Source organism: Klebsiella oxytoca (genome assembly GCF_009707385.1).
GTDB classification, from domain to species: domain Bacteria; phylum Pseudomonadota; class Gammaproteobacteria; order Enterobacterales; family Enterobacteriaceae; genus Klebsiella; species Klebsiella oxytoca_C.
Map to the genome: position 1 here is coordinate 1,579,321 of NZ_CP046115.1, position 19,164 is coordinate 1,598,484.

At 61.2% G+C, this 19,164-nt stretch carries 14 protein-coding genes and 1 pseudogene; 9 read left to right on the forward strand and 6 right to left on the reverse strand.

Annotation, left to right across the window (positions count from 1 at the left end):
- The first annotated feature begins 6 nt into the window (after positions 1-6).
- The gene (entF, locus tag GJ746_RS07325; RefSeq protein ID WP_154682663.1) at positions 7-3,894 is read left to right on the forward strand and encodes an enterobactin non-ribosomal peptide synthetase EntF; all 3,888 of its coding nucleotides are present in this window, start codon (positions 7-9) and stop codon (positions 3,892-3,894) included.
- A 448-nt stretch (positions 3,895-4,342) separates the two neighbouring features.
- Here the strand turns inward: entF and fepC are convergent, their stop codons facing one another.
- The 3 genes from fepC to fepD are packed head-to-tail and all read right to left on the reverse strand — an operon-like array spanning position 4,343 to position 7,130.
- The gene (gene fepC, locus GJ746_RS07330) at positions 4,343-5,137 is read right to left on the reverse strand and encodes an iron-enterobactin ABC transporter ATP-binding protein (RefSeq protein ID WP_154679602.1); all 795 of its coding nucleotides are present in this window, start codon (positions 5,135-5,137) and stop codon (positions 4,343-4,345) included.
- Entirely contained in the window at positions 5,134-6,126 is a 993-nt protein-coding gene (fepG, locus tag GJ746_RS07335; protein ID WP_195908809.1) for an iron-enterobactin ABC transporter permease, read from the reverse strand. Before fepG ends, fepC begins: the two co-directional genes overlap by 4 nt.
- Positions 6,123-7,130: a Fe(3+)-siderophore ABC transporter permease gene (gene fepD / locus GJ746_RS07340; protein ID WP_154679603.1), complete on the reverse strand. Its 1,008-nt coding sequence runs from the start codon at positions 7,128-7,130 to the stop codon at positions 6,123-6,125. The genes fepG and fepD overlap by 4 nt, the downstream gene beginning before the upstream one ends.
- A gap of 112 nt (positions 7,131-7,242) precedes the next feature.
- Here fepD and entS point away from each other — a divergent pair, with 112 nt between their 5' ends.
- Positions 7,243-8,484, forward strand: coding sequence for an enterobactin transporter EntS (gene entS / locus GJ746_RS07345; RefSeq protein ID WP_154679604.1), 1,242 nt, complete (start codon positions 7,243-7,245; stop codon positions 8,482-8,484).
- 840 nt (positions 8,485-9,324) lie between these two features.
- Here the strand turns inward: entS and fepB are convergent.
- Positions 9,325-10,284, reverse strand: a complete 960-nt coding sequence (fepB, locus tag GJ746_RS07350) for a Fe2+-enterobactin ABC transporter substrate-binding protein (protein WP_154679605.1) — start codon at positions 10,282-10,284, stop codon at positions 9,325-9,327.
- A gap of 352 nt (positions 10,285-10,636) precedes the next feature.
- Here fepB and entC point away from each other — a divergent pair, with 352 nt between their 5' ends.
- From entC to GJ746_RS07385, 7 genes are all read left to right on the forward strand, one after another.
- Positions 10,637-11,812, forward strand: coding sequence for an isochorismate synthase EntC (gene entC / locus GJ746_RS07355; RefSeq protein ID WP_154679606.1), 1,176 nt, complete (start codon positions 10,637-10,639; stop codon positions 11,810-11,812).
- Between the two features lie 9 nt (positions 11,813-11,821).
- On the forward strand, positions 11,822-13,429 hold the full coding sequence (gene entE / locus GJ746_RS07360; RefSeq protein WP_154679607.1) for a (2,3-dihydroxybenzoyl)adenylate synthase EntE: 1,608 nt from the start codon (positions 11,822-11,824) through the stop codon (positions 13,427-13,429).
- 13 nt (positions 13,430-13,442) lie between these two features.
- Complete coding sequence (gene entB / locus GJ746_RS07365; RefSeq protein ID WP_154679608.1) at positions 13,443-14,294, forward strand: enterobactin biosynthesis bifunctional isochorismatase/aryl carrier protein EntB; 852 nt, start codon at positions 13,443-13,445, stop codon at positions 14,292-14,294.
- Entirely contained in the window at positions 14,294-15,049 is a 756-nt protein-coding gene (gene entA / locus GJ746_RS07370; RefSeq protein WP_154679609.1) for a 2,3-dihydro-2,3-dihydroxybenzoate dehydrogenase EntA, read from the forward strand. Before entB ends, entA begins: the two co-directional genes overlap by 1 nt.
- A complete protein-coding gene (gene entH, locus GJ746_RS07375) occupies positions 15,050-15,463 on the forward strand; it encodes a proofreading thioesterase EntH (protein WP_154679610.1) in 414 nt (137 codons plus the stop codon).
- Positions 15,464-16,023: 560 nt separating this feature from the next.
- Complete coding sequence (gene cstA, locus GJ746_RS07380) at positions 16,024-18,129, forward strand: pyruvate/proton symporter CstA (RefSeq protein ID WP_154682665.1); 2,106 nt, start codon at positions 16,024-16,026, stop codon at positions 18,127-18,129.
- Between the two features lie 54 nt (positions 18,130-18,183).
- On the forward strand, positions 18,184-18,381 hold the full coding sequence (locus GJ746_RS07385; RefSeq protein ID WP_154679611.1) for a YbdD/YjiX family protein: 198 nt from the start codon (positions 18,184-18,186) through the stop codon (positions 18,379-18,381).
- On the opposite strand, the gene GJ746_RS07390 is transcribed toward GJ746_RS07385, so the two are convergent.
- Positions 18,378-18,782 carry a helix-turn-helix domain-containing protein gene (locus GJ746_RS07390; protein ID WP_154679612.1) on the reverse strand — a complete coding sequence of 135 codons (405 nt, stop codon included), beginning with the start codon at positions 18,780-18,782 and terminating at the stop codon, positions 18,378-18,380. The two genes, GJ746_RS07385 and GJ746_RS07390, sit on opposite strands and share 4 nt — an antisense overlap.
- A pseudogene (locus GJ746_RS25360) lies at positions 18,763-19,065 on the reverse strand (type II toxin-antitoxin system RelE family toxin). Before GJ746_RS25360 ends, GJ746_RS07390 begins: the two are co-directional and overlap by 20 nt.
- Positions 19,066-19,164: the final 99 nt, after the last annotated feature.

Sequence of the window (19,164 nt, forward strand, 5' to 3'; positions counted from 1 at the left end):
CCGATGATGACCACTCGTTTACCGCTGGTTGCGGCTCAGCCGGGGATCTGGATGGCGGAGCGTCTCTCGACGCTGCCCGGCGCATGGAGCGTTGCCCACTACGTTGAACTGTGCGGCGATATCGACCCGGTTCTGCTGGGACAGGCGATTGTTACCGGCCTGTCGCAGGCCGATACTCTCAGCATGCGCTTTTGTGAAGATAACGGCGAGGCCTGGCAGTGGGTCGATGAGCGCCGCATCTTTGCCGAGCCGGACTATCAAGACCTGCGCGATTCGAGCGACCCGCACGCCGCCGCGCTGGCGCTGATGCAGTCCGATCTCGGACAGAACCTGCGCGTGGATGGCGGTAATCCGCTGGTCTGCCATCAGCTGCTGCGGGTGGGCGATAAGCGCTGGTACTGGTATCAGCGTTATCACCATTTGCTGGTCGACGGCTTCAGCTTCCCGGCCATTACCCGCCAGATCGCGGCGATTTATCGCGCCTGGCAGCGCGGTGAACAGACGCCGGCTTCACCGTTTACCCCCTTCTCCGAAGTGGTGGAAGAGTACCAGCGTTATTATGGCAGCGATGCCTGGCAGCGTGACAAAGCGTTCTGGCAGGCGCAGCGTAAAGCGCTGCCGGCTCCGGCCTCGCTTTCGGACGCGCCGCTGGCGGGAAGGGCGACCAGCACCGATATCTGGCGCATGAAGCTGGAGGTCGAGGCCGGAGCCTTTAACCGGCTGGCAGCAGGCGCACCGCAGTGCCAGCGCGCGGATCTGGCGCTGGCGTTAACCGCCCTGTGGCTGGGGCGGCTGTGCAGCCGAATGGAGTACGCTGCGGGCTTTATTTTTATGCGCCGTATGGGCTCTGCGGCGTTAACCGCCAGCGGACCGGTGCTCAACGTTCTGCCGCTGGCGGTCAATATTGACGCCGGGGAAACGCTGCCGGAGCTGGCGATTCGTCTTGCCGGACAGCTCAAGAAAATGCGCCGCCATCAGCGCTACGACGCCGAACAGATTGTCCGCGATAGCGGCAAGGCGGCGGGCGATGAACCGCTGTTTGGCCCGGTACTCAATATTAAAGTCTTTGACTATCAGCTGGATATTGACGGCGTACGGGCCATTACCCACACCCTGGCGACCGGCCCGGTCAACGACCTGGAGCTGGCGCTTTTCCCTGACGAAGCGGGCGGCCTGTCGCTGGAGGTTCTGGCCAATAAACAGCGATACGATGAACAGACGCTGCGCGGGCATATTGCCCGGCTATCGGCATTGCTGATGCAGTTTGCCGATAATCCGGGCCTGCGCTGCGGCGAAGCGAATATGCTGTCGGCGGCGGAAACGGCACGGCTTCAGCAGGTAAACGCCACCGCTATTGATCTGCCGCTTACGACTCTGAGCGCGCTGGTGGCGGAGCAGGCGGCGAAAACTCCCGATGCGCCCGCGCTGGCGGACACCAGCAGGCAGTTCAGCTACCGCGAAATGCGCCAGCAGGTAGTGGCGCTGGCGGAATTACTGCGCGCGCGCGGCGTTAAGCCGGGCGATAGCGTGGCGGTGGCGCTGCCGCGTTCGGTATTCCTGACGCTGGCGCTGCACGGCATTGTTGAAGCCGGAGCCGCGTGGCTGCCGCTGGATACCGGCTATCCCGACGACCGTCTGCGGATGATGCTGGAAGATGCCCGTCCGTCGCTGCTGATTACCTCTGAGGATCAGCTGGCGCGCTTTAGCGATATTCCCGGTCTGGAAAGCCTCTGCTACCAGCAGCCGCTGGCGGCGGGCGACTCCGCGCCGCTGGCGCTCTCGCAGCCTGAGCATACCGCGTATATCATCTTTACCTCCGGCTCTACCGGGCGACCGAAAGGGGTGATGGTCGGGCAGACCGCCATCGTTAACCGCCTGCTGTGGATGCAGGACCACTATCCGCTCACCGCCGACGATGTGGTGGCGCAGAAAACGCCGTGCAGCTTTGATGTTTCGGTATGGGAGTTCTGGTGGCCGTTTATCGCCGGCGCGCAGCTGGTGATGGCCGAACCGGAAGCCCATCGCGACCCGCTGGCGATGCAGCAGTTTTTTGCCCGCTACGGCGTGACCACCACCCATTTTGTCCCGTCGATGCTGGCGGCGTTCGTCGCCTCGTTGGATGCGAAAAACGTCGCCTCCTGCCAGACTCTGCGCCGGGTATTCTGCAGCGGAGAAGCGCTGCCGACGGCGCTGTGCCGGGAGTGGGAGCTGCTGACCGGCGCGCCGCTGCATAACCTGTACGGCCCGACGGAAGCGGCGGTGGACGTCAGCTGGTATCCGGCCTGCGGGCCCGAGCTGGCCGCGGTAACCGGCACCAGCGTGCCGATTGGCTGGCCGGTGTGGAATACCGGGTTGCGCATTCTCGATGCGTCAATGCGCCCGGTGCCGCCGGGCGTGGCGGGAGATCTCTACCTGACCGGTATTCAGTTGGCGCAGGGCTATCTGGGGCGTCCCGATTTGACCGCCAGCCGCTTTATTGCCGACCCTTACGCGCCGGGCGAGCGCATGTACCGCACTGGCGACGTTGCCCGCTGGCTTGATAGCGGCGCGGTGGAATATCTTGGGCGCAGCGACGACCAGCTGAAAATTCGCGGCCAGCGGATTGAACTGGGAGAGATTGACCGCGCGATGTCGGCGCTGCCGGACGTCAAGCAGACGGTGGCTCACGCCTGTATCTTTAATCAGGCGGTGTCGATCGGCGGCGATGCCCGTCAGCTGGTGGGCTATCTGGTTTCTGAATCTGGCCTGCCGCTGGATACCGCAGCGCTTAAAGCGCGGCTCGGCGAACAGCTGCCGCCGCATATGGTGCCGGTGGTGCTGATTCAGCTGCCGGAGCTGCCGCTGAGCGCTAACGGGAAGCTGGATCGTAAAGCGCTGCCGCTGCCGACGCTAAGCCGCGAGAGCAGCGGTCGTCCGCCGGAACCGGGCATGGAAACCGCCGTTGCCTCGGCATTCAGCCAGCTGTTGGGCTGTGAGATCAATGATATTGACGCCGATTTCTTCGCCCTCGGCGGCCATTCGCTGCTGGCGATGCGTCTCGCGGTGCTGCTCAGCCGCGAGCTGGAACGTCAGGTAACGCCGGGGCAGGTGATGGTCGCTTCTAGCGTTGGCAAACTGAGCGCGCTGCTGGCTTCGGATCTCAGCGATGAGCAGGCGCAGCGGCTGGGCTTCGACGCGATTCTGCCGCTGCGCGAGAGCGACGGCCCGACGCTTTTCTGCTTCCATCCAGCCTCCGGTTTTGCCTGGCAGTTCAGCGTGCTGGCGCGTTATTTAAGCCCGCGCTGGTCTATTACCGGCATTCAGTCGCCGCGCCCACTGGGGCCAATGGCGACGGCGGCGGATCTGGATGCGGTCTGCGAGCATCATCTGCAAACCCTGCTTTCGCAGCAGCCGCACGGCCCCTATTATCTGTTCGGTTATTCGCTCGGCGGCACCCTGGCGCAGGGGATTGCCGCCCGTTTACGCCAGCGCGGCGAAGCGGTGGCCTTCCTCGGGCTGCTGGATACCTGGCCGCCGGAAACCCAGAACTGGACGGAGAAAGAAGCTAACGGTCTGGACCCGGAGGTACTGGCGGAGATAGCTAGTGAACGCGAAGCGTTTCTGGCCGCACAGCAGGGGCAGGCTTCCGGCGAGCTATTCAGCGTTATCGAGGGCAACTACGCCGATGCGGTACGCCTGCTGACCACCGCGCACAGCGCGAAGTTTGACGGTAAGGCGACGCTGTTTGTCGCGGAGAAAACCCGCCAGGCCGGGATGGATCCGCAGGTGGTGTGGGGGCCGTGGGTTGTAGAGCTGGAGGTTTTTAGCCAGAATTGTGCCCATGTGGATATTATCTCCCCGCAGGCCTTTGAGGCGATTGGCCCGGTGGTCAGGGAGATTCTCGGGGAAGGATAGAAAAACTCCCGGGTTGCGGCGTAAACGCCTTGCCCGGGCTACCGTTTCTGCCAGACTGGTAGCCCGGCTAAGCGCAGCGCGAGCCGGGGAAGCCGGGGCTGGACGAAGCAAGGACGTGTAATTTCCCCGGGTTGCGGCGTAAACGCCTTACTCGGGCTACCGTTTCTGCCAGACTGGTAGCCCGGCTAAGCGCAGCGCGAGCCGGGGAAGCCAGGGCTGGACGAGGCAAGGACATGTAATTTCCCCGGGTTGCGGTGTAAACGCCTTACTCGGGCTAGCGTTTCTGCGAGACTGGGTAGCCCGGCTAAGCGTAGCGCGAGCCGGGGAAGCCAGGGCTGGACGAGGCAAGGACGTGTAATTTCCCCGGGTTGCGGTGTAAACGTCTTACTCGGGCTACCGTTTTTGCCAGACTGGTAGCCCGGCTAAGCGCAGCGTGAGCCGGGAGGATCTACTTTCGACCGAGCGGTACTACCAGCGGCGTATGGGCCACCGGATCTTCAATGATCGTACAGCGCAGACCGTAAATCTTTTCAATTAGCTCCGCGTTGACGATCTCCTTTGGCGCGCCCTCGGCGACGATTTTGCCCTCGCGCAGGGCAATCAAATGGGTGGCGTAGCGGCAGGCCTGGTTCAGGTCATGCAGCACCGCCGCCAGCGTATAGCCCTTCTCCTGATTCAGTTCGCTCAAGAGCTCCAGCAGATCGATTTGATGGCTGATGTCCAGCCAGGTGGTTGGCTCATCCAGCAGCATGATCGCCGTTTCCTGGGCCAGCACCATGGCGATCCACGCCCGCTGGCGCTGGCCGCCGGAGAGCGTATCGACGCTTTGTCGCGCCAGGTCGGTAATGCCGGTGGCCTTCATCGCTCTGCTGACCGCCTCTTCATCCTCTTTGCGCCAGCGGGTAAACAACGGCTGGTGCGGATAGCGTCCGCGGGCCACCAGCTCCTGAACCGTAATATCACCTGGGGTGGTCGCGTTCTGCGCCAGCAGGCCGATGCGTTTAGCAACCTCCTTGCTGGCGTAACGCTGGATCTGCTCGCCGTCGAGCCAGACATGACCGTCGGTGGGCGTCATCAGGCGACTCAGGGTGCGCAACAGCGTCGATTTACCGCAGCCGTTGGGGCCAATGATGGCGGTAAAGTGGCCGTCGGGAATGGTCACGTTCAGCGATTCGGCGATGGTCTTTTTGCCGTACGCCAGGGTTAACTGGTCGCCGCGCAAACGGGAGGTGGTAGCAGTCATTTTTTGCGGGACTCCTGAATTAACAACCCGATAAGGTAGATGCCGCCAATGCTGACGGTCACCACGCCCACCGGTAACTGATAGGGCATAAACAGACGCTGCGCGCAGTAGTCAGAAAGCGCCAGCAGCAGGGCCCCGCACAGCGCCGCCTGGGCCAGTCCCCAGCGGGCGGTACCGCTAAGGCGTCGGGCGATATGGGGAGCCACCAGAGCGATAAACGAAATCGGTCCGGCGAGCGCGGTGGCGGCGGCGGTCAGCACCACCCCGACCAGCATCAACAGCAGACGCGAACGCTCAACCCGAACGCCCAGCGCGCAGGCGGTATCGTCACCCATCTCCAGCAGCCGCATGCGTCGCGCCAGCAGCGCAGCGAAGACCAGCATCAAGAGAATCAGCGGCGCGGAGGGCCAGGTTTTTCCCCAGGTCAGACCATTCAGCGAGCCGGCATACCACAGTCCGGCGGAGAGGGCGGTTTCCAGCGAAGCGCGCAGCAGTAGCCAGGTGTTGAACGCTACCAGCATGGCGCGCACGCCGATGCCGATAATAATCAGGCGAAAGGTTTCAATCCCGTTACGCCACGCCAGCAGCCAGACCACCAGCGCGGTGAGAATACCGCCAGCCATTGCCGCCATGGCGATGGCCGCCAGGTTCTGGCCGAACATCACCATCGCCACCAGCACGCCGCTCCACGCCCCGGTGTTAAAGCCCATCACGTCTGGGCTGCCCAGCGGGTTGCGGGTCAGAGACTGAAATATTGCGCCGCTGACGCCGAGGGCGGCGCCAATCAGCAGCGCCATCAGTACGCGGGGTAAACGCCATTCGGTTACCACCATGGCGACGTTACGCGGCGCATCGCCGAGCAGTGCCGAGATAACCTGTTCAACGCTTAACGGCACCAGGCCGGTACCGAGCCCCCACAGGGAGACCAGCAGGCTGGCGAGGATCAGCAGCAGGCAGCTAAAAATCAGGCGGCGAGAAGGGGCTATCATATTCCACCTCCGCGCGGCTGGCGGCGCACCAGCCAGATCAGCACCGGCGCGCCGATAAAGGCGCTAACCACTGAAACCCGCAGCTCGCCGGGAACCAGCAGGCGCCCCAGTATGTCGGCGAACAGCAGCAGGGCAGGAGTTGCCAGTAGCGTAACCGGCAGCGACCAACGATGATCGGCTCCCACCAGCCAGCGGGCCAGATGCGGCATCATCAGGCCGATAAAGGCGATCGGCCCGACTACCGCCGTGGCGCTGCCGCACAGGACGGTTATCGCCAGCAGCCCGATAAGCTGGGTACGGGCGACCCGGCTGCCGAGCGCGGTGGCGGTATCGTTGCCGAGGCTCAGGCTATTTAAAGCCCTGCTCAGCAGCAGCGTAATTCCTCCGGCAATAAGCACCGGCAGCAGCACGATTTTCAGGGTTTGCAGAGTGCGTACGTCGAGCGAACCCGCCTGCCAGAAGCGCAGCTGGTCATAGACGTCGGGGTTCAGCAGGGCGATCCCGCTGGACAGTCCTTCGAGCACAGCCGCCAGAGCAACCCCTGCGAGAGTCAGGCGGACTGGACTAAGCTGGCCGCCGCCCTGGCTGCCGGTAAAGGCGACCAGCAGCGAGGCGGCGAACGCGCCGCAAAAAGCCATCAGCAGTTGCTCCTGCGGCGAGGAGATACCAAACAGCGCCGCGCCCAGGACGATAGCGAAACTGGCGCCGGAGTTAACGCCGAGGATCCCCGGGTCCGCCAGCGGGTTACGGGTCAGCGTTTGCATCAGCGCTCCGGCGAGACCCAGCGCGGCCCCGGCCAGTAGTCCGGCGAGGGTTCGCGGCAGTCGGGCATCAAGGACGATGGTGCAATCGGCGCTCTGGCAGGTACCGCTGAGTGCCTCCACGACGACGCTAAACGGCAGGGGCTTAGCGCCAATCAGCAGGCTGAGCGTAACGGCGATGGCTAAAACGATTAATAGACCCGGCACGGCAAAGGCGCGCGCCGCGGTCGTTGAAAACGACATGGCTTACATCCCTGGCATGATAATGATAGTAATTATCGTTATCGATTCTATTCAGTTATGTTAGCATGTGCACCCATAAAAATGGTATGGAAAATAATAACAAGGCGCTGTCATGAACCGACAATCCTGGCTGCTGAATCTCAGCTTACTGAAAACTCACCCGGCCTTTCGTGCCGTCTTTATCGCCCGCTTTATCTCAATTCTGTCGCTTGGCCTGCTGGGCGTAGCGATCCCGGTACAAATCCAGATGATGACCCATTCGACCTGGCAAGTGGGGTTGTCGGTAACCCTGACCGGCGCTTCGATGTTTATCGGTCTGATGATCGGCGGCGTGCTTGCCGACCGCTATGAACGTAAGCGTCTGATTCTGCTGGCGCGCGGCACCTGCGGCATCGGCTTCGTCGGCCTGTGCATCAATGCCATGATGCCGGAACCGTCGCTTATCGCTATCTATCTGCTGGGCATCTGGGACGGCCTGTTTGCTTCCATTGGCGTGACCGCGCTGCTGGCGGCGACCCCGGCGCTGGTCGGTCGGGAAAATTTGATGCAGGCCGGAGCAATCACCATGTTAACGGTGCGGCTGGGCTCGGTGATTTCGCCGATGATCGGCGGTCTGCTGCTGGCGACCGGCGGCGTGGCCTGGAACTATGGCCTGGCGGCGGCGGGCACTTTTATTACCACGCTGACCCTGCTGCGTTTACCGCTGCTGGCTCCGCCGCCGCAGCCGCGCGAGCATCCGCTGAAATCGCTGCAGGCGGGATTAAAGTTTCTGTTTAATAGCCCGCTTATCGGCGGCATCGCGCTGCTTGGCGGCCTGCTGACGATGGCCAGCGCGGTGCGCGTACTCTATCCGGCGCTGGCCGGAAGCTGGCAGATGTCGGCGTCGCAGATTGGGATGCTGTACGCCGCGATCCCTTTAGGGGCGGCATTCGGCGCGTTGACCAGCGGACAGCTGGCGCAGACGGCGAAGCCCGGCGTGCTGATGCTGGCGACCACCGTCGGCTCGTTTGTGGCTATTGCGCTGTTTAGCCTGATGCCGGTGTGGGAGCTGGGTGCGCTGTGCCTGGCGCTATTTGGCTGGCTGAGCGCGATAAGCTCGCTGCTGCAATACACGCTGATCCAGACGCAAACTCCGGAAAATATGCTTGGACGAATCAACGGTTTGTGGACCGCGCAGAACGTAACCGGCGATGCGATAGGCGCGGCGCTGCTCGGCGGTCTGGGGGCGATTCTGACGCCGGCCGCTTCGGCGAGCGCCAGCGGTTGGGCGCTGGTGATTGTCGGCGTGGTGCTGGTGGGACTGTTGCGCGAACTGCGCCGCTTTCAGCGCCCGGAGAGGGTCAGCGAAAGTTAACTTTCGCTGCGCTTTCCCGGCGGTCTGCAGTGCGGTAACCCGGGCAGGCGTTTTGCGCCGCCCCGGGAGAAGCGCGCAGGGTGTTGCAGAATTTTCCCGGAGGCGATGCTGCGCATCTGTCCGGGCTACGCGTCTCCGGCGGTCTGCGATGCGGTAGTCCGGGCAGGCGTTTTGCGCCGCCCCCGGGAGAAGCGCGCAGGGTGTTGCAGAATTTTCCCGGAGGCGATGCTGCGCATCTGTCCGGGCTACGCGTCCCCGGCGGTCTGCGGTGCGGTAACCCGGGCAGGCGTTTTGCGCCGCCCCCGGGAGAAGCGTGCAGGGTGTTGCAGAATTTTCCCGGAGGCGATGCTGCGCATCTGTCCGGGCTACGCGTTCCCGGCGGTCTGCGGTGCGGTAACCCGGGCAAGGCGCTTTGCGCCGCCCCCGGGAGAAGCGCGCAGGGTGTTGCGGAATTTTCCCGGAGGCGATGCTGCGCATCTGTCCGGGCTACGCGTCCCCGGCGGTCTGCGGTGTGGTAGCCCGGGCAAGGCGCAACGCGCCGCCCCCGGGAGAAGCGCGCAGGGTGTTGCAGAATTTTCCCGGAGGCGATGCTGCGCATCTGTCCGGGCTACGCGTCCCCGGCGGTCTGCGGTGGAGTAGCCCGGGCAAGGCGCAACGCGCCGCCCCCGGGAGAAGCGTGCAGGGTGTTGCAGAATTTTCCCGGAGGCGATGCTGCGCATCTGTCCGGGCTATGCGTCCCCGGCGGTCTGCGGTGGGGTAGCCCGGGCAAGGCGCAACGCGCCACCCCCGGGAGAAGCGCGCATTATTCTGGTTATCCGCAATTGGCGCCGGGAGATCTGTTTAGGCAAAGAGCGCCGCTAAACGCTGCAGCACCAGCACGGCGCTGTAGTAATCGAGGCGGAAGGTTTCCGTCCCCAGCGGATAAACGCGTTTACCTTCGACCGAGGACAGATGCGACAGCAGCGGGTTAGCGTAAATCGCCTCGGCATCTTTTTGATCCCCGGCAAACAGGAACAGGCTCTGACCGTTCAGTCCGGCGGCTAAATTTTCCCCACCCAATTGAACAATATCGTGGCGTTTCCCCTGGCTCTGGCTGGCATGGAGCCCGGAGGGCAGGTCGGCGAGGGTAAAGCCCAGCTGTTCGAGCAGCTGCCCCTGAGCAGATTCTTTGGTCCAGATATTGGCGCTATGGGCCGCAGGGGTGTAGACCAGCGCGGTGACAGGCTGCGGCGGCAGCTGCATTTTCTCTTTCAGCGCCGCCAGCTTTTTATCAAACTCAGCAATTCTTTCCGCAGCCTGTTTTTCATGACCGGTGATTTCACCCAACTGGGTCAGCAGCGTCTGCCAGCTTTTATCATCGTAGTTAATGATAAGCGTCGGCGCGATGGTCGAAAGCTGATCGTACAGCGCCATCGCCGAGTCACCGCCGGTGGCGCTAATCAGGATCAGGTCCGGCATCTGGGCCGCGACGGCTTCAGCGCTCGGCTCGCCAATGTAGAGACGCGACAGCTTGCGCGCTTTCGCCACATCGCTCCATTGACGCAAAAATCCCTGGCCATCGGCGACGCGATTATTGGGTGTTGTGGCTCCGCTGGCCACCACCGGCGCGTCAATCGCCAGCAGCGAGCCGGTCAGCGTCACGCTGGTGGAAACAATCCGCAGAGGCTGGCTTTCCAGCGTGTGCGTTCCGCGACTGTCGGTTATCTGGCGCGGCCAGTCTGCCGCCAGCGCTGAGCTAATTCCTAAAATCGCCAGACCGCCGGCGAGGAGGGTACGGCGGCAAAAGGTGGAGAAATTCACGTATTCGCATCCTGATGTAGTTGTGATAAATGCTTCTCATTTTCAACTTTGCGCGGCATGGATGCAAGCCCTGGTGCTGAATCATTCGAGGTGCCTTGAGGCGGCAGCGGAAGAACGCTTCGGAAGCGGTAACAAGGATGCTCCCGTGAGCCGGTTTGAACGCTGCCCCGGTGGCCTCGCAAAGGCGCGCGTCATCGGCAGCCAGCCAAAGAGGCAATTTAAAAGATGCAGGGCATAAGTAGCACAACATGCAACCTGTACGGTTGACATAGAGCGCAATACCTTTTAGGTTAGCCAACCAAAATATAAATGATAATTATTCGTAATATCTTTATCATTTTTGGAGGATGATATGGAAACATCGTTGGCTGAGGAAGTTCGGGAGAAAAAAATGACCCTGCCGCCGGAAAGCTTCTTCTTTATGTCGCCGTACCGCAGTTTCAGCACCGCTGGCTGTTTTAGCCGATTTTCTCATCCTGCCGCCGATGGCGATAATCTTGATGGGGAATTCCAGCAAAAAATGGCGGCCGCGTTTAAAGCGGCGCGGGCCGCCGGGATCGCTAAGCCGGTGATGGTCGGCGCCATTCCGTTTGATACCAGCGAGCCGTCCGAGCTCTTTATCCCTGAGCGCTGGGAAGCGTTTTCCCGTACGGAAAAGCAGCACTCCGCACGCTATACGTGCGGACAGGCCCCGATGGATGTCGTCCAGCGCCAGGAGATCCCCGGACAGGATACTTTCATGGCCATGGTGACGCGCGCCGCGGCCCTGACCGCTACGCCGGAAGTGGACAAAGTGGTCCTGTCGCGCCTGATTGATATTACTACCAGCAAACGGGTTGATAGCGGGGCGCTGCTTGAGCGACTGATCGCCCAGAACCCTGCCAGCTTTAACTTCCACGTGCCGCTCTCGGACGGCGGCGTACTGCTGGGCGCCAGCCCGGAGCTGCTGCTGCGTAAAGAAGGTTCGCATTTCAGCTCTCTGCCGCTGGCCGGTTCCGCCCGCCGTCAGCCGGACGATATACTGGATCGCGAAGCGGGGCACAAGCTACTGGCATCGGAAAAAGATCGTCACGAGCATGAGCTGGTGACCCAGGCGATGAAGGCCGTATTAGCGCCGCGCAGCAGCGAACTTTCCCTACCGGATTCTCCGCAGCTCATTACCACACCGACCCTGTGGCATCTGGCGACGCAGATTCAGGGCTCCGCGCTGGCAAACGAAAACGCGATGTCGCTGGCCTGCCTGCTGCACCCGACCCCGGCGCTGAGCGGCTTCCCGCATCAGGCGGCGAAACGCCTGATTAGCGAACTGGAGTCGTTCGACCGCCAGCTGTTTGGCGGGATTGTCGGCTGGTGCGACGACGAAGGCAACGGCGAATGGGTGGTCACCATCCGCTGCGCGCGCCTGCACCAGCGCACCCTGCGGCTATTTGCCGGCGCAGGTATCGTTCCTGCCTCTTCACCGCTGGGCGAGTGGCGCGAAACCGGCGTCAAACTGACCACCATGCTGAACGTTTTCGGCTTGCAATAAGGGATGATCATGATCGAATTTACCCGCTGGCCGGAAGATTTTGCGACCCGCTACCGGCAAAAAGGTTACTGGCAGGATCTGCCGCTAACCAATCTGATTACCCGTCATGCGGAGAACGACGCGCCCGCCATTATCGACGGCGATAAAAGCTACAGCTACCGCGAATTCAACCGCCTGGTCGATAATCTTGGCGCTTCGTTACAGCGTCAGGGGCTGAAGCGCGGCGAAACGGCGCTGGTGCAGCTGGGCAACGTTGCGGAATTTTATATTACTTTTTTCGCCCTGCTGCGTATCGGCGTTGCGCCGGTCAATGCGCTGTTCAGCCATCAACGTAGCGAGCTGAACGCCTACGCCGCGCAGATTGAACCCGCTTTGCTGATTGCCGACCGCGAACACGCGCTGTTTGCCGATGATGCTTTTCTCAACGCTTTTGTTGAGCAGCATTCGTCGGTTCGCGTGACGCTGCTGCTGAACGACTGCGGCGAGCAAAGCCTGGCGGCAGCCATCGATCGGCCTGGCGATGATTTCGTTGCCAACCCGACGCCTGCCGACGAGGTGGCGTTTTTCCAGCTTTCCGGCGGCAGTACCGGCACGCCGAAGCTGATTCCGCGCACTCATAACGATTATGACTACAGCATTCGCCGCAGCAATGAGCTGTGCGGCGTGAGTGCCGAAACGCGCTATCTGAACGCGCTTCCCGCCGCCCATAACTACGCGATGAGTTCGCCGGGTTCATTAGGCGTGTTCCTCGCCGGTGGCGTGGTGGTGCTGGCGCACGATCCGAGCGCGACGCTGTGTTTCCCGCTGATCGAAAAGCACCAGATTAACCTGACCTCGCTGGTCCCGCCTGCGGTCAGCCTCTGGCTACAGGAGATCCACGACGTCGGTAGCAATGCTCAGCTGCAATCATTGCGGCTGCTGCAGGTGGGCGGCGCACGCCTTTCCGCCACCCTCGCCGCGCGTATTCCGACGGAAATCGGCTGCCAGCTGCAGCAGGTCTTCGGCATGGCGGAGGGGCTGGTGAACTATACCCGCCTCGACGACAGCCCGGAGCGCATTATCAATACCCAGGGCTGCCCGATGTGCCCGGATGATGAAGTGTGGGTGGCCGATGCCGACGGAAATCCGCTGCCGCGCGGCGAAGTCGGACGGCTGATGACCCGTGGCCCATACACCTTCCGCGGCTATTACAAGAGCCCGCAGCATAACGCCGAAGCCTTTGATGCCAACGGTTTCTACTGCTCGGGCGATCTGATCTCGATTGATGAAGACGGCTATATCACCGTCCAGGGGCGGGAAAAAGATCAGATCAACCGCGGCGGAGAGAAGATCGCGGCGGAAGAGATCGAAAACCTGCTGCTGCGCCATCCGGCGGCGATCCACGTCGCGCTGGTCAGCATGGAAGATAGCCTGCTCGGTGAAAAAAGCTGTGCGTATCTGGTAGTGAAAGAGCCCCTGCGCGCGGTCGCGGTACGCCGTTTTCTGCGGGAACAGGGGGTCGCAGAATTTAAACTGCCGGACCGGGTGGAGTGCGTTGACACGCTGCCGCTGACGCCGGTGGGCAAAGTCGATAAAAAACAATTACGTCAGTGGCTGGCTGAACGCAAGCTGGGCTGAAAGAGAGGACAGAATGGCAATCCCAAAATTACAGGCTTACGCGCTGCCGGAAGCCAGCGATATCCCGGCGAACAAAGTGAACTGGGCCTTTGAGCCGTCCCGCGCCGCGCTGTTAATCCACGATATGCAGGAGTATTTCCTCAACTTCTGGGGCGAAAACAGCGCGATGATGGAGAAAGTGGTGGCCAACATCGCTGCCCTGCGCGAGTTCTGCAAGCAAAATAACATCCCGGTCTTTTATACCGCCCAACCCAAAGAGCAGAGCGATGCAGACCGTGCGCTGCTGAACGATATGTGGGGGCCGGGTTTAACCCGCTCTCCGGAACAGCAGCAGGTCATTGCCGCTCTGGCGCCGGACGACAATGACACCGTGCTGGTGAAGTGGCGCTACAGCGCGTTTCATCGTTCTCCGCTGGAAGAGATGCTGAAGGAGACGGGGCGCGATCAGCTGATCATCACCGGCGTGTACGCCCATATCGGCTGCATGACCACCGCGACCGACGCGTTTATGCGCGATATTAAGCCGTTCTTTGTTGCCGATGCGCTGGCCGATTTCAGCCGGGAAGAGCATCTGATGGCGCTCAACTACGTGGCGGGTCGCTCCGGTCGCGTGGTGATGACCGAAGAACTGCTGCCGCTGCCGGCATCGAAGGCGGCGCTGCGCGCGCTGGTGCTGCCGCTGCTGGATGAATCCGACGAGCCAATGGATGACGAAAACCTGATCGACTACGGTCTGGATTCGGTGCGCATGATGGCGCTGGCCGCCCGCTGGCGGAAAGTTCACGGCGATATCGACTTTGTGGTGCTGGCGAAAAACCCCACCATCGATGCCTGGTGGGCGCTGCTTTCCCGCGAGGTGAAATAATGGCTGGATTAGATTTTCACGGCCAGACCGTGTGGGTGACCGGAGCGGGTAAGGGCATCGGCTATGCCACCGCGATGGCGTTCGTTGAGGCCGGGGCAAAGGTGACCGGTTTTGATCTGGCTTTTGATGGCGAAAGCTATCCGTTTGCCACCGAGACGCTGGACGTCGCCGACGCGCAGCAGGTGGCGCAGGTATGCGGTCGCCTGCTGGATAACATCGATCGACTGGATGTGCTGGTCAATGCCGCCGGAATTTTGCGCATGGGGGCGACCGATACGCTGAGCCAGGAAGACTGGCAGCAGAGCTTCGCCGTCAACGTCGGCGGGGCGTTTAATTTGTTTCAGCAGACGATGGCGCAGTTCCGTCGCCAGAAGGGCGGGGCGATAGTGACCGTGGCGTCCGATGCAGCCCATACTCCGCGTATCGGCATGAGCGCCTACGGCGCGTCGAAGGCGGCGCTAAAGAGCCTGGCGCTGACCGTTGGCCTGGAGCTGGCGGGCAGCGGCGTACGCTGTAATCTGGTTTCTCCCGGTTCTACCGATACCGATATGCAGCGCACGCTATGGATCAGCGATGATGCTGAGCAGCAGCGCATTCGCGGCTTCGGCGAGCAGTTTAAGCTGGGTATTCCGCTGGGCAAAATCGCCCGGCCGCAGGAGATTGCCAGTACCATTCTGTTCCTCGCTTCCGCCCACGCCAGCCATATCACGCTGCAGGATATTGTGGTGGACGGCGGCTCAACGCTGGGGGCATAGATGGCCTGGAAACGTCTGCTGACGATCGATGAGCTTAACGCGACCAGCGCAAATACGATGGTGGCGCATCTGGGGATTGTCTATACCCGGCTGGAGGAGGGCGTACTGGAGGCGGAAATGCCGGTCGATACGCGAACCCATCAGCCGTTCGGGCTGCTGCACGGCGGGGCATCCGCGGCGCTGGCGGAAACCCTCGGCTCCATGGCCGGATGGTTGATGACCGAAGAGGGGCAGTGCGTGGTGGGAACCGAACTTAACGCCACCCATCACCGGGCGGTTTCCAGCGGTAAAGTGCGCGGCGAGTGCCGCCCGCTGCACCTGGGACGCCAGGGCCAGAGCTGGGAGATTGCGATATTCGACGAACGCGGACGACGCTGCTGCACCTGCCGTCTGGGTACGGCGGTCCTCGGCTGAGGAAACCTGATCCCGGCTTGCGGCGTGAACGCCTTAGCCGGGCTACGGGATTCTAGCCGTCTGCGGGCAGGTAGCTCGGGCAAGGCATCCCCAGCGGTCTGCGGTCCTGTAGCCCGGCAAGGCGCAACGCGCCGCCCCCGGGAGAAGCGCGCAGGGTGTTGCAGAATTTTCCCGGAGGCGATGCTGCGCATCTGTCCGGGCTACGTGTCCCCGGCGGTCTGCGGTGTGGTAGCCCGGGCAAGGCGCAACGCGCCGCCCCCGGGAGAAGCGCGCAGGGTGTTGCAGAATTTTCCCGGAGGCGATGCTGCACATCTGTCCGGGCTACGCGTCCCCGGCGGTCTGCGGACAGGTAGCCCGCCCCCGGGAAACAATCTGCGATGTCATTTCAGATTATCCTCCCCCATTTTCATCCATTTCCCACCAGAAGTGATCTCGCTTGCAATGTGAGATAAATCCTTACCGCAAGACGACATCTGCACCGTTTCTGAGTTGTTAAAATCTACATTGTGTTCTAGAAACAAACTGTAACATCCGGATTACCCTACCAGCGGAACACAATGATGAATAATTCAGGGAAATACCTCATCTGGACAATACTCTCCGTTATCGGAGCCTTTGCCCTCGGCTATATCGCGCTCAACCGTGGTGAACAGATTAATGCGCTATGGATTGTCGTCGCGGCAGTCTGCGTCTATCTGATCGCCTATCGCTTCTACGGCCTGTATATCGCTAAAAACGTGCTGGCGGTCGACCCGACGCGCATGACCCCGGCGGTGCGTCACAACGACGGTCTCGACTACGTCCCGACCGACAAAAAAGTGCTGTTCGGTCACCATTTTGCGGCCATAGCCGGAGCAGGGCCGCTGGTTGGCCCGGTGCTGGCGGCGCAGATGGGCTATCTGCCGGGGATGATCTGGATCCTCGCCGGCGTGGTGCTGGCCGGGGCGGTGCAGGACTTTATGGTGCTGTTCGTCTCCACCCGCCGCGATGGACGTTCGCTCGGCGAGCTGGTCAAAGAGGAGATGGGGCCAACCGCCGGAGTGCTGGCGCTGGTGGCCTGCTTTATGATCATGGTGATCATCCTTGCGGTACTGGCGATGATCGTGGTGAAAGCGCTGACCCACAGTCCGTGGGGGACCTACACCGTGGCGTTCACCATTCCGCTGGCGATTTTTATGGGGATCTATATTCGCTACCTGCGCCCCGGGCGCATTGGCGAAGTATCGGTCATTGGTCTGGTGATGCTGGTATTCGCCATCATTTCCGGCGGCTGGGTGGCGGAAAGCCCGACCTGGGCACCGTGGTTTGACTATACCGGCGTGCAGCTCACGTGGATTCTGGTAGGTTACGGCTTTATCGCCGCCGTGCTGCCGGTGTGGCTGCTGCTGGCACCTCGCGACTACCTCTCCACCTTCCTGAAAATCGGCACTATCGTCGGCCTGGCGATCGGGATCCTGATTATGCGCCCGACGCTGACGATGCCGGCGCTGACCAAGTTTATCGACGGCACCGGGCCGGTGTGGAGCGGCAACCTGTTCCCGTTTCTGTTTATCACCATCGCCTGCGGCGCGGTTTCTGGCTTCCATGCGCTTATCTCTTCAGGCACTACGCCGAAAATGTTGGCCAACGAAGGACAAGCCTGTTTTATCGGCTACGGCGGTATGCTGATGGAGTCCTTCGTGGCGATCATGGCGCTGGTGGCGGCCTGCATTATCGATCCGGGCGTTTATTTCGCCATGAACAGCCCGATGGCGGTTCTGGCTCCGGCGGGCGTGACCGATGTGGTGGCGTCGGCGGCGCAGGTGGTGAGCAGCTGGGGCTTTACCGTGACCCCGGATACGCTCAATCAGATTGCTAACGAAGTGGGCGAGCAGTCGATTATCTCCCGCGCGGGCGGCGCCCCGACGCTGGCGGTGGGTATGGCCTACATTCTGCACGGCTCGCTGGGCGGCCTGATGGACGTCTCCTTCTGGTACCACTTCGCGATTCTGTTTGAGGCGCTGTTCATCCTGACCGCGGTGGATGCGGGGACGCGCGCGGCGCGCTTTATGCTCCAGGACCTGCTGGGGGTCATCAGTCCGGGGTTGAAGCAAACCAGTTCTCTGCCTGCCAACCTGCTGGCGACGGCGCTGTGCGTACTGGCGTGGGGCTATTTCCTGCATCAGGGCGTGGTTGACCCGCTTGGCGGTATCAACACGCTGTGGCCGCTGTTTGGTATTGCTAACCAGATGCTGGCAGGAATGGCGCTGATGCTCTGTGCAGTGGTATTGTTTAAGATGAAGCGCCAGCGCTATGCGTGGGTGGCGCTGCTGCCGACCTCCTGGCTGCTGGTATGTACCTTAACCGCGGGCTGGCAGAAGTCGTTCAGCACCGATACGAAAGTTGGGTTCCTGGCGATTGCCAATAAGTTCCAGGCGATGATCGACAGCGGCAATATTCCGCCGCAGTATACCGAGTCGCAGCTGGCGCAGCTGGTGTTTAACAACCGTCTGGATGCCGGTCTGACCATCTTCTTTATGGTCGTGGTCGTGGTGCTGGCGCTGTTCTCAATTAAAACCGCGCTGGCGGCGCTGAAAGAAGACAAGCCAACGGCGAAAGAAACCCCTTACCAGGAGATGCCTGCTGATGCAGACAGCCTGGTAACCCAGGCCAAACGCGCCCACTAGGGCGTAACGATATCGCCCCCCTTATGAGAAGGGGGGCGATGATGAGAGCTAAAAATGTTTGATTCCCTTTCGAAAGCAGGAAAATATTTAGGTCAGGCGGCGAAAATGATGATCGGCGTGCCGGATTACGACAACTATGTCGAGCACATTCGCGCCACGCATCCCGAGCAAACGCCGATGACCTACGAAGAGTTTTTTCGCGAGCGCCAGGACGCGCGCTACGGCGGCAAAGGCGGCGCGAAGTGCTGTTAGCCCTCTTTCGGCAGATACAGGCTGATTTGCTCCTGCGTACAGCCGTAAATTGCCGCTAGCTTTTCGCGGGTGCGCTTTTGCGGACGGGAGTCGACGGCCTCCAGCTGGGAAACCGCAGACTGGCTAATGCCGAGCTTATCGGCAACCTCCTGCTGCGACAGGCCGCGCAGAATGCGCCAGGCGGCCTGCAGGCTGACTTTCTCACGATGCATGATGTCGCAAACGCCATCTGGTAATGGAACGCTGTCATATTCATCGGATTCGTAGGGGATGTCTTCCCACACATCCTCTTGCTCATCATCGTATTCCGCCATTTTCAGGCGCATCTGGAAGTATTCGTTATAAGGGATAACCACATACTGTGGGTTGCCCTCGTCATCCTTAATTAGTTGCACTGCCATAGGGCGTTGCCTCCTCGTGAAGACGGGTTGTTGAGGTTCTGCGTTTTATTGCTACGACATAACAGCTTCCAGATATCCCCTCAAACTGAGTGAAGATGATTCGATAATCACCTACACGCAATCGATAATGATCTTTGGACGCCGGCTGCTTGAGTTTCTTAATGTCCGGAGCCGGTGCATTTTTATCATCCATGGCTCGTGGCTTTTCTTTGATTCTCTACTGATAGCGGGAATCAATTGCGGCGAGCTGCTTTTCTGCACTTTTTGACCAAAAAACGATCACCCTGACCTCCACTTTAAGCCAAAGCTCTTTATAAGTAAATAATAAGATTATAAGTAAATTTTAATTTTCTTATAGAGGACCATAGCGTTGATTTAAGGC